The following is a 13,805-nucleotide window of genomic DNA, read 5'->3' as shown; positions in this document are numbered from 1 at the left end:
CGTTGACATTGTACTTTTTCTTCGGGAAATTTCGTACCACCATGCCCGCCGCCGTCCATCCCGTGCTGGATCCGGGCCGCGTCTATCGGACGAAGGAGCTGGCCACGTGGGGCGTGAATGCGCCCCGGCTGGCCCGGCGATTGGTGGGCGAGGGTGTGCTGATTCCCCTGGCGCATGGGCTCTATGCCTGTCCGAAGCGGGGACGTTTCGGTGTGGTGCCCCCGTCCGATGAAGCCGTCATGAAGGCGTTCCTGGAGGGCAGCCCGTTCGTCTTCACCGGGCCTGACCGATGGAACGCGCTCGGGTTGGGGTCCACGGCGGTCTTCGCTTCGGCGCTCGTCTACAACACGAAGCGCTCGGGTCGCTTCAAGTTGGGAGGGAGGACTTTCGAGTTGCGGCGGGTCGCCTTCCCTCAACCCCCGACGCTGGAATGGTTCGTGGTGGATCTCTTCGAGAACGCCGGGAGTTCAGGCGTCGTGCCCGCGGCGCTGACGCGTGCGTTGACGCGCGCACTGAAGCGAGGCGCGTTCGATGCCCGGCGGCTCGGGGAGATGTCTGACCGGTTTGGTAGGCAGAGCACGCGTGAGTGGATCCACGAAGCGATCCGCTCTGCCTCTGCATGACATTCATCCACGAAGACCCCGAATTCGATCAACTGCTACGAATCGTCGCCGACAAGCGGCGGCTCTCCCTTGGCCTCACAGAGAAGGACTACTGGGTCACCCATACGCTGTGGGCCCTGCATGACGCGGGCTTTGATGTCTGGTTCAAGGGTGGCACGTCGCTCTCGAAGGGCTTCTCGCTCATCCAGCGGTTCTCGGAAGACCTGGACCTCAAGCTGGAGGCAGGTTCGGTCGAGCTTCCCCGGGTGACGGATTGGGGCCGCACCGGAGCGGGCGCGACGAAGGCCCGCCGTGCGTACTTCGAGGCCCTGGCCGAGCGCATCCAGGTTCCCGGGGCGCGGACGGAGTTGGATATCGACGGAGCGGATCGGTACTGGCGCTCCGCCAGCGTGCGCATCCTGTATCCGGCGCAGCATCTGGGTGGCATGGTGGGAATCCTGCGTCCCTTCGTCCTCCTGGAAGTGGGCAATGCGCGGGTGACACCCTTTGTCCGGCACGACATGGCGTCATTCGTCCACGAAGAGCTTGAGGCCCAGCGGCAGTTGGCGGAATTCAAGGACAACCGCCCCAGGGCCGTGCGGTGCGTTCATCCCCTGGTCACGCTGTTGGAAAAGGTGGATGCCATCCAGCGCCGGCTCCAGAAGGAGCCGCTGGCGCCTGCCACTTTCGTGCGCCACTACGAGGACGCGGCACGCATCATCGCAGCCGAAGATGCGCTACCTCCTTTGCCTGACTACGCGGACGTCCGTGCACTGGCCGAGGAGATGATCCGGCAGAAGCAGATCGATGCGCCTCCTGCTGGTGAAGCGCGGCACTTCCTCCCAGGCGGCGAAGGCACCGCGGCCATCCAGGCCGCCTTCGAGGCAATCGCCCCGATGTTCTGGGGACCACGTCAGACGCTGGATGAATCCGTGGCGGCCCTCTGTGCCTGGCTCACCCGGTTTCATTCCGCGTCGCGGTGAGCGTAGTCCGGGCCCAGGCCTTCGATGCGGTAGGCATTGCCGGGGTAGGTGCGGTTGAGCGTCGTCTCCAGGGTCGACGGGTAGCGCTCCAGGGAGACGTGGCGTTTGACGCGCTTGCGCAGCTTGAGGGCGCCTCGGACCAGGCCGCCCACCCAGGCGGGTGGGGATTCGAACTGGATGGCGGGGAGCAGGCGCGGCGGTACCAGGCTCAGGCTGATGGGGGCCACCAGCGAACGCAGCGGGCGCGGCACCCAGCCGGCGAGGATGTTCACCGTGGACTGGGCCACGCGGTGGCTGGCGGCGTCGGGGACGAACTCGCGCGCTTCGTAGTCGCGGATGAAGGCGTCAAAGGCGGGCTTGTTCTCGGGGATGTCCTTCAGGCCCATGCGGCGGCCGATTTCGCACCAGTAATGGAACCAGGCTTCCTGCTCGTGCTGGGTGAAGGGACGCCAGCCGTAGTCCTGCATCCACTGGATGGGGAAGTCGATGAACGTCCACAGCACGAAGAGGAAGTCCTCGTTCGGGATGCGGAAGAAGGAATGGATGTGGTTCATCTGCTCCAGCGAACGGCGCCCATCCGCTCCATCCCAGCCGCACTCCATGAACCGCGCGATGAGCAGGCGCGTGTCGTCGTAGCGCTTCTGGCCTCGCTTGTTGAACTCACCCGTGCGGTCCAGGAGGCGGGAGACGGAACGGCTGCCGTAGGTGTGGAAGAGGGCGATCTCCGTGGACCGCACGATGTCGAAGGGGAACTCGTAGTTGGTCAGCAGGTGCACGATGCGCTGGCAGTCACGCCGTGCATCCAGAGAGGCGATCTCCCGGCTCACTTCGGGCAGACGCGCTCGCCAGAACGGCTTCTGATAGACGGGGCCGGGCACGCGAGCGGCGGAAGGCCTTCCCTCGCCGCTGAAGGGACAGCCGGAGGGGACAGCGTCCTCGGGGTGATGGGCCGGGTCGGTCATGGCGGGGCGGCTCCGGGAAGCAAGGCGATTGGTGATGCTACCCCGCTCCATGACGGCATGCCGTGCCCCTGCCGACCCGTGTGTCTTATGCAGTGGCCTTGTCGGGGGATGGGACGCGCCGGACCTTGTCCTGGAGGGCAGGACATCCAGACAGGAGACGCGACCATGGCCAGCAACAAGGGGCCGCCGGTGAAGGGGCCCGAGCGCACGGATACCCACAGCGCGGAGGAACTGGAGCGTGAAGCCAGGCACCAGCGCCCGGGCACCGAACGGGGCGACGTGACGGACGAGGACGTGGGCGAGGACCGCATCCTCCAGAAGGGCATTGGCGGCTACGGCGCGCAGGAGGGCACGGAGCCCGCGAGGGAAGCGCCGCCGCTCAGCGACGACGGCGACCGGTAGCGTTGGCCGTCGCTCGGCGGGCGGGGGCGCCGGGGAGCCGAGCCGCGGAAACCTGTCCGACAGTCGGACAGGTTTTGAGGCCGCGCCGGGCGGGAGGCGCATGGCCTGGAGACCTGGGGGCATAGAGTGCCGCCATGGCCTCCGCCCGCCTCGTGCGTTCCTGCTGCGTCCTGGTGTTGTTGTTCTTCGCGATGCCAGGGGTGGCGCAGGAGACGCCTGCCCCGGACGCAAAGGCGTGGCTCGCGCAGCACAACGCGGAAGCGGTGCGTGTGAACCAGACAGCGATGGGCATCCTGTTCGGCTGGGCGGTGCTGAACATCGGCACGGGCGTCGCCGGACACTTCGCGAGCGAAGGCGAGACGCGGGCCTTCTTCCAGGCGAATGCGGCCTGGAACGTGGTGAACCTGGTCATCGCGGGGCTCGGCTATCACGGGCAGGCGACGGCGGATCCGGCCTCATGGGACCTGGCGCGCAGCCTGTCCGAAGGGCAGCGGATGGAGAAGGTGCTGCTCCTCAACGCGGGCCTGGACGTGGGCTACATCGCCTTCGGCGGGTTCCTGTGGGAGCGCGGAATGCGCAAGGACTCGGAGCGCCTGCGAGGCTGGGGCAAGAGCGTGCTCGTGCAGGGCGCGTTCTTGTTGGTGTTCGATGGCGTGCTCACGTTCCTCAACGCGAAGCTGAACGGGGAGCTCACGGCGCGCCTGGTGCCCGCGCCGGATGGCGTGGGCTTGATGCTGACGTGGCCGTGAGCTTCCCCGTTGATCTCAGGCCGCCACCGGTTCGCGGCGGTGGCGGGCCCGGGCGGAGACGTCCTTGCGGCGGCCCTTGCGCAGCACGTCCAGGTGCACCTCTTCCTCGGTGGCGAGCGCCATCAGCCGCTGCAGGTCGTCCACGCTGTTGACCGGCCGGCTGTTGATGCCGAGCAGCAGGTCGTCAGGCTGGAGTCCGGCGTCGTCCGCGGGCGTGCCCTCCTGCACCTTCAACACGCGCACGGCTCGCGGTTGGCCGGTGTCCTTCGCGAGCGCGGGCTCCAGGTTCACCGCCGTGGCGGCGATGCCCAGGAACTTCCGGTCCACCCGGCCGCGCTGGATGAGCAGGCTCGCGACCCAGGCCGCAGTGGTGGCGCTCACCGCGAAACCGATGCCCTGCGCGAATGGCAGCACCAGCGTGTTGAGCCCCACCACGCGCCCTCGCGTGTCGAGCAGAGGCCCGCCGGAGTTGCCCGGGTTGATGGCCGCGTCCGTCTGGAGCATCCCCTCCAGGATGACGCCGTCGGGCAGTGTGATGGAGCGGTTGATGGCGCTCACCACGCCCAGCGACACCGACTGCTCCAGGCGGAAGGGATTGCCAATGGCCATCACCAGCTGCCCTACCCGCACCGTCTCCGGATCCGCGAGCGGCAGCGTGGGGAAGTCATCGCCTTCCGCGCGCACCACCGCGAGGTCCGTGGGTGCATCCCCGCCCACCAGCGTGGCCCGGCGCTCTTCTCCATTGTGGAGCTGCACGGTGAGGCGCTTGGGCGTGCGCATCACCACGTGCCGGTTGGTGAGCACGTAGCCGTCCGGCGTGAGGAACAGGCCGGTGCCGTGGCCGCGCGCGTGCTCCACGCCCACCACCGCCGGAGCCGCGCCGGCCACGAGTCCTTCCAGGTCATCCGAGAGTTGCTGCAACAGTTTCATCGCCGGCTCCTTTCAAGAACGCTTGCCCACGGTGATGGGCACCTCGCGCAGTTCGCCCGCGCGCAACACCTTCGCCTGGATGGACGCGCCCACCTTCTCGTCGCCCAGGTAGCCCAGCAGGTCCTCCACGCCGTGCAGCGTCTGGCCGCCCAGGCTCACCAGCACGTCGCCCAGCACCAGCCCAGCCTTCTGCGCGGGCCCGTCCGGATCGACGGAGAGCAGGATGAGGCCCGCCTTCGTGCCTTCGATTTCGCGCGGCAGGCGCACCGGGTAGGCGCCCACGCCCAGGTAGCCGCGGCGGATGCCGCCGTGTTCACGCAGCGAGTTCGCCACGCGCGCCAGCGTGCCGCCGGGGAGCACGACCGCGGCGGTGCGCGAGAAGGCCGCCGTGGGGATGCCCAGGAAGCGGCCCTGCGCGTCCACCAGCGCGCCACCAGAGAAGCCCGGGGGCAGGTCCGCGTCGGTCTCCAGGTAGCGGTCCACCTGTCCGCCCGCGTGCGTGCGCCAGTCGCCGCCGAACGCGCTGACGATGCCCAGCGTGGCTCGGGCCGTGCGCCCCGGCCGGCCGATGGCCAGGACGATGTTGCCCACCTTCACGTCATCGAGCGGCGCGGGCGCGAGCGCGGTGAGTCCACTGGCGTCGGCCTTGAGGAGCGCGAGGTCGGTGCTCGGGTCGCGGCCGACGAGCTCGGCGGATACCGAGCGGCCGTCCGCGAGGCCCACCTGGATGGAGCCCTCGTGCTCAACGGCGTGGCTGGTGGTGAGGATGTGGCCGTCGGCATCCCAGATGACGCCGCTGGCGCCCCGGCGACGGCGGGCCTCGACGCGGACGAGGGAGGGAGCGATGCGTTCGACGACGGCGGAGATGGACTGCGAGAGGGACTGGAGGGTGTCGGTGGACATGGCGTGTTCCTTTCGAGCCTGAAACTAAAGGGCTCGAAATCGCGCCACATCGGCGGACCGGGCAGGACGGCGACCTACCCATTCGGGCAGGACGCCTCTCCATCCGGTCAGGACCCTGGTGCTTCGGGCAGGGTGATTCAGCTCACCTTGCGGAAGCGCTCGTAGCGCTCTTCCAGATAGAGCTTCTTGGGCCGCAGTTCTTTCGCGCGAGGCAGTTGGAGCGTCTTGCCCACGAAGCCCTTCAGCGCGTGCTCCAGCGTGGGGCCGTCCCGGGTGGCGAGCAGGCTGGGCGCCAGCTCGATGACGCCGTCGGGTCGGAAGCCCATCAGGTTCGTGTCGAAGGCGCCGTGGTGGAGCCGACAGAGCGCAAGCCCGTTGGGGACTTCCGCGTGGCCTCGCTCGTCGCGGTCCGGAAGGATGTGTGCGCCGTCCAGCAACTCCATGCGAGGAAACGCGCAGACCGCGCAGCGGTGTTCGTAGGCGTTCAGGACATGCTGACGGAAGGCTGCCTGATGCAGTCGCTTCTTGGCCTGCACCGTCGTGTATCTCCGTTCCAGGGGTAGCAGCTTCGCGTCCGCCACATAGCGCTGAGGCTGGAGTTGCTTCACGGTTTCAGGCTCGGACACCACGACGTGGAAGGAGTGCGAGGCGCGGTCCACGTCGGAGATGTAGACGGGCCACAGGGGCCGATAGAAACCGGGCTCGATGCCGTAGAGGTAGATGAGCGGTGCGTCCAGTTCCTGCGCGCGCACGAGCCGACGGTTGTCTCGCGCCTCCACGTCCGTGCCCTGGAACTTGTAGAGGAAGGCTCCGTCCGAGGCGATGTTGTCATCGTCGTACCGGGCGACGCGGGTTCCTCGCGGCACGGTGGTCTTGATGGACAGCGCGGTCTCCTGCATCTGCCGGGGCCAGAAGATGCCGCGCGTCCGGTTTGCGAACAGGTGCTGCTCGCCGTGGAGCTGGAAGCCCTCCGCGATGATTTCCCACGGCAGCACTTCACCGTGCCGCTCCACCAACGCCTGCAAGGCATTGAAGGCCGCCAGTCGGATGGCCTGGTCGTTGTCGGAGGGCGTGGGCACGGTCCACGACCAGGTTACCAGGCTCAGCCCCGTTCGAGCAGGGCTCCCCCCGGGCCGAAGCCCAGGGACAGGCACAGCACGCGGCGTCCCTTCACCTGCGGAGCCCGCCGCGCGGATTCGGCCGCCAGCTCCGCATCGTTGAGAACGAGCACATTGCCTCCCGTGTCCGGCAGGCCCGCGTGGGCGAGGATGTCCGGGACCAGCGAGGCCGTGCCTTCGAAGCCGTAGGTGCAGCCTCCGGGCATCAGGGCCTCATCCAGCGGACACGGCAATGCCAGACACAGCGCATCCGGAGGCTCGCGCGAGTCCTCCGCGAGGAACGTCCGTAGCGCTCCCGAGATGAACGCCACCGTGTCCCGGATGTGATGGCCGTCCGCCGGACGCGGCTGACCGATGAACAGCGGGGGCAGGGTGGTGAGGTTCCGCTCAACGACTCGCGTGGCGCCAGCGCGAGCGAGCTTGATGCTCGTCTGGCCCACGTCCACGCAGAGCGGACTTCGCGCACCCTTGGCTTCCAGCATGCGCAGCCCCGCTCGCACCGGGGCGAAGCGCGGTGACAGCGCGATGTGCACCGGTCGGCGCAGCGACGCCGTGGCCTCCCTCAACGCGGCAGGAAAGCCGTCCAGCTCCGCCAGACCTCCACTCAGGTACGCCGCATCCGGCGCGTGCTTCTTCACCAGCAGCGAGAGCGCTTCCGCCAGCGGAAGCATCACGCGGGCCGCGAGTTTGGCTCCGGGCACTCCCGCACGCCGGTCGTCCTCCACCCACGGGGAGCCCAGCAGCTCCCACAGCTCGCGCCCGAACACGGGCAGGTTCCACACCTCCAGCGGTGTGATTCCTTCAGGGTGATGCCGGCGAGGACTCCACCTGGAGGCGCTCATGCCACGAGCCCGGCGATGCGTTCAGCGGCGGTCTTCGCCCCATCATGCGCGCGGTAGGTGCGGGAGATCTCCTCCACGCGGTCGCGCATCGGCGACTTCGGTGCCAGCAATTGCGCGATGGCTTCGCGGCACGACTCCCCCGTGAGGGTCTTCGGGTCCCTCGCGAGCCCTGCTCCGGCCTTCTCCAGGAAGTGCGCCTGCACGGGCTGGTCGTTGCACACCGGCAGCAGCAGCATCGGCACTCCCGCCGTCATCGCCTCCATCACGGAGTTGGCGCCGCCGTGGGAGATGAACGCCGCAGCGCGCTCCAGCACCTGCCGCTGCGGCGTGTAGCGCACCGCCACCACGTCACCGGGCAGCGTGCTCGGGAAGTCCGTGTCCGCCAGCTCGCCCGCGCACAACACCAGCGTCACGCCGAAGGGCTTCGCGGCCTCCGCGATGAGGCGGAACAGCTCCGGCTGATACGAAATCTGGCTGCCGAAGGACACGTACAGCACCGGCTTTTCGCCCAGCCGCTCCCAGGGGAAGGGCACCTCGTCACCCCGGGCTTCCGGCGGAATGGAGGGGCCCACCAGCAGCGTGTCCGGAGGCACTCCCGCGTCCGGGCCCAGGAAGGCCTCGGTGGCGAAGATGACGTTGAGCCGGGGCGACAGGCATTCGCAGGTGCGGAAGCGCGCGTCGAAGCCGTGACGGCGGAACAGGGCCTGACGGTCGTCCTTCAGCGCCCGCACGTTGCGCAGCAGGGGAATCTCCGGCCTTGGCTCCAGCAGCGTCAGCGCGGAAGACACGCCTGCCCACGGGATTCCCTCCGTGTGCGCCGCGAGCACCGCCGCGTACTGCATCCCGTCCAGCGCCATCACGTCGGGACGGAAGGCGCGCACCACTTCGCGCACGGGTTCCAGCATCGAGGGGACCGAATCCAGCAACAGGCCCCGGATCCACTTCCCCAGCGCCACGTCATCGAGCACCAGCTTCGCCAGCGCTTCGCCTCCCGTCTCGATGCCCGGCGGCGCGGCTTCGGCGTGCGGCAGGCGCAGCACCTCCACGCCCAGGGACTCGAGCTGCGGCGCGGGTTCGGGGATGCACAACCAACCGACGGTGTGCCCCAGGCGGCGCAGCCATTGGGCCACGCCGACCATCGGGTTGAGGTGGCCCTTCTCGGGCGAGGTGGCGATGAGGACTCGGGACATTCAGGGGGGCGCCTTGGTGTGGGCCTGGAGCATGGCCAGGGACATGAGGCGCATCAACAACCGATCCATCGGTCCGGCCTGCGCGTCATCGGGGGACAGGCGGACGTAGCGCTCCATCAAGCCCAGCATCGCTTGCGTATCGATGACCTGGAGGGAGTACAGCCGATCTGGAGAGAGCCAGGCGCGATACAGCTCCAGCCAGCGTGACCGCACTGGACTGGAGAGGGCGGTGTGCCCATACCGGGGCGTCTTGCGCGCGAGGCGGACCTCGTCCGGCACCAGGGACCGCACCGCGTGCCGGAACAGCCACTTGCCGAACCCGTCCCTCTGCAGCACGGACTCCGGCAGGGCCAGCGCCACCCGCGCGAAGCCTTCGTCCAGGTACGGCGTGCGGACCGTGAGCCCATGGGCCCGGGCGCCCCGCAGCTCGGGCGGGAGGATGAGCTCGGCCAGCACCCACTTCGCGTACCGCAGCTCCTCGGAGGGGAGCGCATCTTCCTGAGCCAGCTCCCACGGCGCGGGCTGCGCGGCCACCACCGTCCCCAGGTTTCCCACAGGGGGACCGCGCGGGGCGTGATCGCTGTTCCAGCCCTCGGAAACAGTCCTCAAGTTGTCCACAGGTGTGGAGTTCCCACGACGTCCCTCGGTTTGATCGGAGCCGTCGTTTCCAGAGGGGAAATGCCCGGTGGATGGCTTTGATTCCTGATCGCCGTGCGGAGCCCCGTCCAGAGGGCTTCCCGAGTTGTCCACAGCCCCCCGTGCCGCTCCGGGGGACCCTGCATGATCGCGCGAGCCGGCTCGGAACGGCGCCCGCAAGTTGTCCACAGCCGGCATGGCTTCGAGTTTCAGGGCCCGCAGGGCCAGCATCCGGTCTTCATCCACGCGGGCCTTCGCGGAGGCGAGCGCGCCCGGGGTGCCCTGGAGCACTTCGTCCGCCCCCGCGCCGCTCAGGAGGACCGGGCCCGCGCCCTGCCGCCGGGCCTCCAGATAGAACACGTAGCTCGCCACGGCCCGGGCGTTGAGGATGACCGCCTGGTTGGCGAGGACCGCGTGCTCGAACAGGTCCGGGAGCACGGAGTCCGGGATGAGCACGTCCACCAGCTCCGCGCCCGTCACCTTCGCCATCCGCCGCGCGTTGCTCCGCTCCACCGCATCAGCGAAGTGCACGTCCATGGTCCACGCGCGCACCTTCCCTGGTGCATGCCGCGCGGCCATCGAGCACAAGGCCGCGCTGTCCACCCCGCCGCTCAGGCTCACCTCTTGCGTGCCTGCTTCCACATGCGCCCGCACGGTGTCGGACCAGGCGGCCAGCAGCCGCGCCGCGAGCCCGTCCTCATCCCGAGCCTCCGCCTCCCGGATGACTCGCGGCAGCGCCACGCCGATGGGCTCCGTGTCCGGCAGCAGGTCCGCGTTGGACGCGCGGGCATGAAACAGCAGGTCGCTCATCGCGCGGGGAGACAGGCCACGCGCGGGAGGCACCTTGGGCGGTCGGGTCGGCATGCGGTCCGCATCATAGGGATCTGGGAGTCGCCAGCGGAAAGTCAGGGAGGGTGAGATAACCCTCCTGGACAGCGCGAACAGGGAAGGGCGGGACATGAGGACGGATGCGGTGGACGTCGTGTTGCGGGAGCGCTTTGGGCTGGAGTCCTTCCGGCCCGGACAGCGCGAGGTGCTCACGGAGCTGCTCAAGCCCCACGGCTCCGCGCTCGCGGTGTTCCCCACGGGCGGCGGCAAGTCGCTGTGCTACCAGCTCCCCGCGCTGCTGCTCGAAGGGCTCACGGTGGTGGTGTCACCGCTCATCGCGTTGATGAAGGATCAGATCGACGCGCTGGAGCGGCGGGGCATCCGCGCCGCGCGGTTGGACTCCTCCCTGTCGCTGGAGGAGGCGCGCGAAGTGACGGAGTCCCTGCGCGACGGAACGCTGAAGCTCCTCTACGTGGCCCCGGAGCGTTTCAACAACGAGCGCTTCATGGGGCTCTTGAGCGAGCTCCCCATCTCCCTCTTCGCGGTGGACGAAGCACACTGCGTCTCCGAGTGGGGTCACAACTTCCGGCCGGACTACCTCAAGCTCGCGCAGGCGGCCCGCACACTCCAGGCCGAGCGCATCCTGGCGCTCACCGCCACGGCCACGCCGCAGGTGGTGCACGACATCTGCGAGGGCTTCGGCATCCCGGAGTCACAAGCGGTCGTCACCGGCTTCTACCGGAACAACCTCACGCTGGAGACCACGCCCACGGGGCTGGAGGCGCGCGATGCCCTGCTGGTGGGGCGGCTCAAGTCGCGCCCGCCCGGCACCACCATCGTCTACGTCACGCTGCAGAAGACCGCGGAGCGCGTGGCGGCGCTCTTGAGCGCGGAGGGCCTGCCCGCCAGCGCCTACCACGCGGGCCTGGAGTCCGAGGATCGCGAGCGGGTGCAGGACGCGTGGACCCACTCCTCGAAGGGCATCGTCGTGGCGACCATCGCGTTCGGGATGGGCATCGACAAGGCGGACGTGCGCGCCGTGTATCACTACAACCTGCCCAAGGGCCTGGAGAGCTACAGCCAGGAGATCGGCCGCGCGGGCCGTGATGGCAAATCATCCGTCGTGGAGTTGCTCGCGTGCCCGGACGACGTGCCCACGCTGGAGAACTTCGCGCTCGGGGACACGCCGCTGCCGGAGGCGCTGACGGCGCTGGTGAAGGAGTTGTTGTCCTCGGGGCCGGAGCTGCACCTGGACCTGTACGCGCTGGGCAACCGCCACGACCTGCGGCCCCTGGTGTTGCGCACGGCGCTGACGTACCTGGAGCTGGAGGGAGTGCTGCGCCAGGGCACGCCGTTCTACGCGGGCTACAAGGTGCAGCCAGCAGGCTCGGTGGATGCGCTCGTGGGGAAATTTCAGGGTGAGCGCGCGCGCTTCGTGAAGGAACTGTTCGCGCACGCGAAGAAGGGGCGCACCTGGTACACGTTCGACCCCGCCGAAATCGCGAAGGCGTTGGACCAGCCGCGAGACCGGGTGGTGAAGGCGCTCGACTACTTCCAGGAGCAGGGCTACGCGGAGGTGCAGGTGGCCGAACCGCGTCAGCGCTACACGCGGCTGCGCGAGCGCGAGGACGCGAAGGCGCTCGTGGCCCTGTTGCAGGAGCGCTTCCAGAAGCGAGAGGTCCAGGAGGTGTCGCGAGTGCGCGACGTGCTCCGGCTCGTCACGCACGACGGCTGCCAGAGCAATGCGCTGGTGGCCCACTTCGGTGAGCAACGCGAAGCACCGTGCGGCCACTGCACCTTCTGCCGCACGGGCGTGGCGCGTGTGCTGCCGCCGCCGCACCCACGGCCGGACCTGCGCGAACAGCTGGACGCGGCCACGTTCCGGTCGCTCGTCGCGAAGCATCCGGAGGCGCTGGGCCATCCCAGGCAGGCCGCCCGTTTCCTCTGTGGCCTGAGCAGTCCCGCGCTCTCCAAGGCGAAGCTCAGCGGTCACAAGCTCTTCGGTACCCTGGCGGAGTGGCCGTTCGCCCAGGTGCTGGCGTTCTGTGAAGGCCGGTGAACGTTCAGCGGATCGCGGCCCGCAGGCTCGGTGAGAAGGGGGGCAGGACGACCTGGGCCTTCGCCTTGAGCGCCTGACGGTCCCTGCCTGCGCCTTCCTGGAGCGCGTGCCGGAAAGGGGAATGGGTGAGCGCCCAGAAGCGCAGCTCACGCCCGAATTCCGAGTCGAGCCGCGCCGCCTTCTGTTCATCGACCCCGAGCGTGGTCGCAAGGCCTCTCAGGACGTCGGCCTGCGGGAGGCCGCTGAAGGTCGATGCCACGGTGTCCGAGGACTCATGGAGGAGCGCCCTCGCGGTGAACGACTCCAGCTCCGTCACGTCCGGGAGCGGGGCTTCGAGGCACGCCTTCGCGTTGACGAGGCCGGCGCCCCACGCGAGCTGGCTCTGAGGCCAGCTGTCACAGGTGGCGCGGAGCACATGGCGGAAGACCTGCGCGAGCGCGGGTCCTCCCTGGTACTTCGCGAGCAGGTTGTCCCGGCCATGGTGCGCCAACCAGAGCGCGGCGATTCCCGCGACGGTGGCCGTCGCATACGAGGTGCCGCTGCTCTGCCCGACCTTGTCGGCGGGCTGCGCCACCCAGACGTTCTCGCCCGGACCGGTGGCGTCGACCGCCTTGCCCCAGGCGGAGAAGGCCCAGGGCTGCGCGCTCGCGTTGCACGCGGCCATCGTGACGACTTCGTCATACGCGCCCGGCCAGACGACGATGGGGCCCGTGTAGTTGCCCGCGGCGGCGATGACGATGATGTTCTCGCGCACCGCCTGCTGGATGATCCGGTGCAGCCCCGCGTTGGGCAGCCACCCGAGGCTGATGCTGATGACATGGACCCGCCGCTGGATGGCGAACCCGATGGAATCACGCAGCCGGTCGACGCCCACGTTGAACAGCACGGGCGAGGGGACGAAGAGCGTGGGCTTCGCGACGCGCAGCGGGATGACCTCGGCCTTCGGCGCGACGCCATCCACGAACAGCTTCGGTCCGTCCGCGCTCGGGCCGCTGTAGGGGCTCGCCATGACGCTCGCGGTGCCCAACCCGTGGCCTCCGCCGGGATTCTCCGTCGTGGGGTCATCGTCGATGAAGTCCCAGCCCAGGCTCGGCGTGAAGTTCGGTCCCAGCTCGGAGCTGGGCAGGTATCCGCTGTCCGGATGGCCGATGAGGATGCCCTCACCCTGGCTCGAGCCGCCGGTCAGCTGCCACGCCTCGCCTGCCTTCACGAAGCGCGGGCTCCAGTCGCAATCGTTCTCGTTGAGCGTCCCGGGGCCAGCCTCCGCCGGCTGTGCCTTGAGGAGCGTGGGCGCCGTGTCCGTGACGGCGGTTTGTTCCGCGTAGACCGCCTCGAAGGCTGGATCCGCATCCTCCACGCTCGGGTCCGCCTGGAGGCGGTGCGCCAGCTCCCACGCCTGTGCCGGCTCGACGGTGCCAGGAGGGAGGAGGTCGAACGAGCGCCCGGTGGGCTCGAACGGCACCGGGCGGATGATCCACGGCTCCGCTCCGACGAGCGCGGCCACGGTCTTCGCCAGGGAGGTCCGGTCGAAGCCCTCACGAAGGAGGACGTCGAGAGTGCGGAGCTTCGAGGACTCGAACTGCTCGGGCGGCGCCATGGGC

General features: G+C 69.1%; 13 protein-coding genes. 5 read left to right on the top strand and 8 right to left on the bottom strand.

Annotation, left to right across the window (positions count from 1 at the left end; genetic code table 11):
- The first annotated feature begins 41 nt into the window (after positions 1–41).
- Together GTZ93_RS38405 and GTZ93_RS38400 are read left to right on the top strand one after the other, a co-directional pair.
- Positions 42–623 (top strand): hypothetical protein, encoded by a 582-nt coding sequence (locus tag GTZ93_RS38405; RefSeq protein WP_139917558.1) that lies wholly within the window; start codon positions 42–44, stop codon positions 621–623.
- Positions 620–1,585 (top strand): nucleotidyl transferase AbiEii/AbiGii toxin family protein, encoded by a 966-nt coding sequence (locus GTZ93_RS38400; protein ID WP_139917581.1) that lies wholly within the window; start codon positions 620–622, stop codon positions 1,583–1,585. Before GTZ93_RS38405 ends, GTZ93_RS38400 begins: the two co-directional genes overlap by 4 nt.
- Here GTZ93_RS38400 and GTZ93_RS38395 read toward each other — a convergent pair.
- Positions 1,567–2,547 (bottom strand): oxygenase MpaB family protein, encoded by a 981-nt coding sequence (locus GTZ93_RS38395; RefSeq protein ID WP_161663310.1) that lies wholly within the window; start codon positions 2,545–2,547, stop codon positions 1,567–1,569. The genes GTZ93_RS38400 and GTZ93_RS38395 overlap by 19 nt on opposite strands.
- A gap of 165 nt (positions 2,548–2,712) precedes the next feature.
- Between GTZ93_RS38395 and GTZ93_RS38390 the strand changes: the two genes are divergently transcribed.
- Positions 2,713–2,949, top strand: coding sequence for a hypothetical protein (locus tag GTZ93_RS38390; RefSeq protein WP_120578646.1), 237 nt, complete (start codon positions 2,713–2,715; stop codon positions 2,947–2,949).
- Between the two features lie 134 nt (positions 2,950–3,083).
- Positions 3,084–3,698, top strand: a complete 615-nt coding sequence (locus GTZ93_RS38385; protein ID WP_120578645.1) for a DUF6992 family protein — start codon at positions 3,084–3,086, stop codon at positions 3,696–3,698.
- A 15-nt stretch (positions 3,699–3,713) separates the two neighbouring features.
- On the opposite strand, the gene GTZ93_RS38380 is transcribed toward GTZ93_RS38385, so the two are convergent.
- From GTZ93_RS38380 to GTZ93_RS38355, 6 genes are all read right to left on the bottom strand, one after another.
- Positions 3,714–4,628 (bottom strand): S1C family serine protease, encoded by a 915-nt coding sequence (locus GTZ93_RS38380; protein ID WP_120597583.1) that lies wholly within the window; start codon positions 4,626–4,628, stop codon positions 3,714–3,716.
- A gap of 12 nt (positions 4,629–4,640) precedes the next feature.
- Positions 4,641–5,531, bottom strand: a complete 891-nt coding sequence (locus GTZ93_RS38375; RefSeq protein ID WP_139917562.1) for a S1C family serine protease — start codon at positions 5,529–5,531, stop codon at positions 4,641–4,643.
- Between the two features lie 137 nt (positions 5,532–5,668).
- Positions 5,669–6,610, bottom strand: a complete 942-nt coding sequence (locus GTZ93_RS38370) for an HNH endonuclease (protein WP_180946047.1) — start codon at positions 6,608–6,610, stop codon at positions 5,669–5,671.
- Positions 6,611–6,633: 23 nt separating this feature from the next.
- Positions 6,634–7,491, bottom strand: coding sequence for an ROK family protein (locus GTZ93_RS38365; protein WP_139917566.1), 858 nt, complete (start codon positions 7,489–7,491; stop codon positions 6,634–6,636).
- Positions 7,488–8,681, bottom strand: a complete 1,194-nt coding sequence (locus GTZ93_RS38360) for a glycosyltransferase (protein WP_139917568.1) — start codon at positions 8,679–8,681, stop codon at positions 7,488–7,490. Before GTZ93_RS38360 ends, GTZ93_RS38365 begins: the two co-directional genes overlap by 4 nt.
- Entirely contained in the window at positions 8,682–10,181 is a 1,500-nt protein-coding gene (locus GTZ93_RS38355; protein WP_161663309.1) for an asparagine synthase-related protein, read from the bottom strand.
- Between the two features lie 94 nt (positions 10,182–10,275).
- On the opposite strand from GTZ93_RS38355, the gene GTZ93_RS38350 reads away from it, so the two are divergent.
- A complete protein-coding gene (locus GTZ93_RS38350; RefSeq protein WP_139917572.1) occupies positions 10,276–12,204 on the top strand; it encodes a RecQ family ATP-dependent DNA helicase in 1,929 nt (642 codons plus the stop codon).
- 4 nt (positions 12,205–12,208) lie between these two features.
- Here GTZ93_RS38350 and GTZ93_RS38345 read toward each other — a convergent pair whose 3' ends face one another.
- Positions 12,209–13,801, bottom strand: coding sequence for a S8 family peptidase (locus GTZ93_RS38345; RefSeq protein ID WP_139917574.1), 1,593 nt, complete (start codon positions 13,799–13,801; stop codon positions 12,209–12,211).
- Positions 13,802–13,805 lie beyond the last annotated feature (4 nt).

Source organism: Corallococcus exiguus, assembly GCF_009909105.1.
In the GTDB taxonomy this organism is placed as follows: Bacteria; Myxococcota; Myxococcia; order Myxococcales; family Myxococcaceae; genus Corallococcus; species Corallococcus exiguus.
The sequence above is the reverse complement of the archived record's forward strand: the minus strand, read 5'-3'. Positions and strand labels throughout refer to the sequence as shown.

Bases quoted from the DNA above. Each gene is read 5' to 3' on its own strand.
- GTZ93_RS38380 (WP_120597583.1), bottom strand. From the start codon at position 4,628: ATGAAACTGTTGCAGCAACTCTCGGATGACCTGGAAGGACTCGTGGCC.
- GTZ93_RS38385 (WP_120578645.1), top strand. From the start codon at position 3,084: ATGGCCTCCGCCCGCCTCGTGCGTTCCTGCTGCGTCCTGGTGTTGTTG.
- GTZ93_RS38395 (WP_161663310.1), bottom strand. From the start codon at position 2,547: ATGACCGACCCGGCCCATCACCCCGAGGACGCTGTCCCCTCCGGCTGT.
- GTZ93_RS38345 (WP_139917574.1), bottom strand. From the start codon at position 13,801: ATGGCGCCGCCCGAGCAGTTCGAGTCCTCGAAGCTCCGCACTCTCGAC.
- GTZ93_RS38350 (WP_139917572.1), top strand. From the start codon at position 10,276: ATGAGGACGGATGCGGTGGACGTCGTGTTGCGGGAGCGCTTTGGGCTG.
- GTZ93_RS38360 (WP_139917568.1), bottom strand. From the start codon at position 8,681: ATGTCCCGAGTCCTCATCGCCACCTCGCCCGAGAAGGGCCACCTCAAC.
- GTZ93_RS38365 (WP_139917566.1), bottom strand. From the start codon at position 7,491: ATGAGCGCCTCCAGGTGGAGTCCTCGCCGGCATCACCCTGAAGGAATC.
- GTZ93_RS38400 (WP_139917581.1), top strand. From the start codon at position 620: ATGACATTCATCCACGAAGACCCCGAATTCGATCAACTGCTACGAATC.
- GTZ93_RS38375 (WP_139917562.1), bottom strand. From the start codon at position 5,531: ATGTCCACCGACACCCTCCAGTCCCTCTCGCAGTCCATCTCCGCCGTC.
- GTZ93_RS38355 (WP_161663309.1), bottom strand. From the start codon at position 10,181: ATGCCGACCCGACCGCCCAAGGTGCCTCCCGCGCGTGGCCTGTCTCCC.
- GTZ93_RS38405 (WP_139917558.1), top strand. From the start codon at position 42: ATGCCCGCCGCCGTCCATCCCGTGCTGGATCCGGGCCGCGTCTATCGG.
- GTZ93_RS38390 (WP_120578646.1), top strand. From the start codon at position 2,713: ATGGCCAGCAACAAGGGGCCGCCGGTGAAGGGGCCCGAGCGCACGGAT.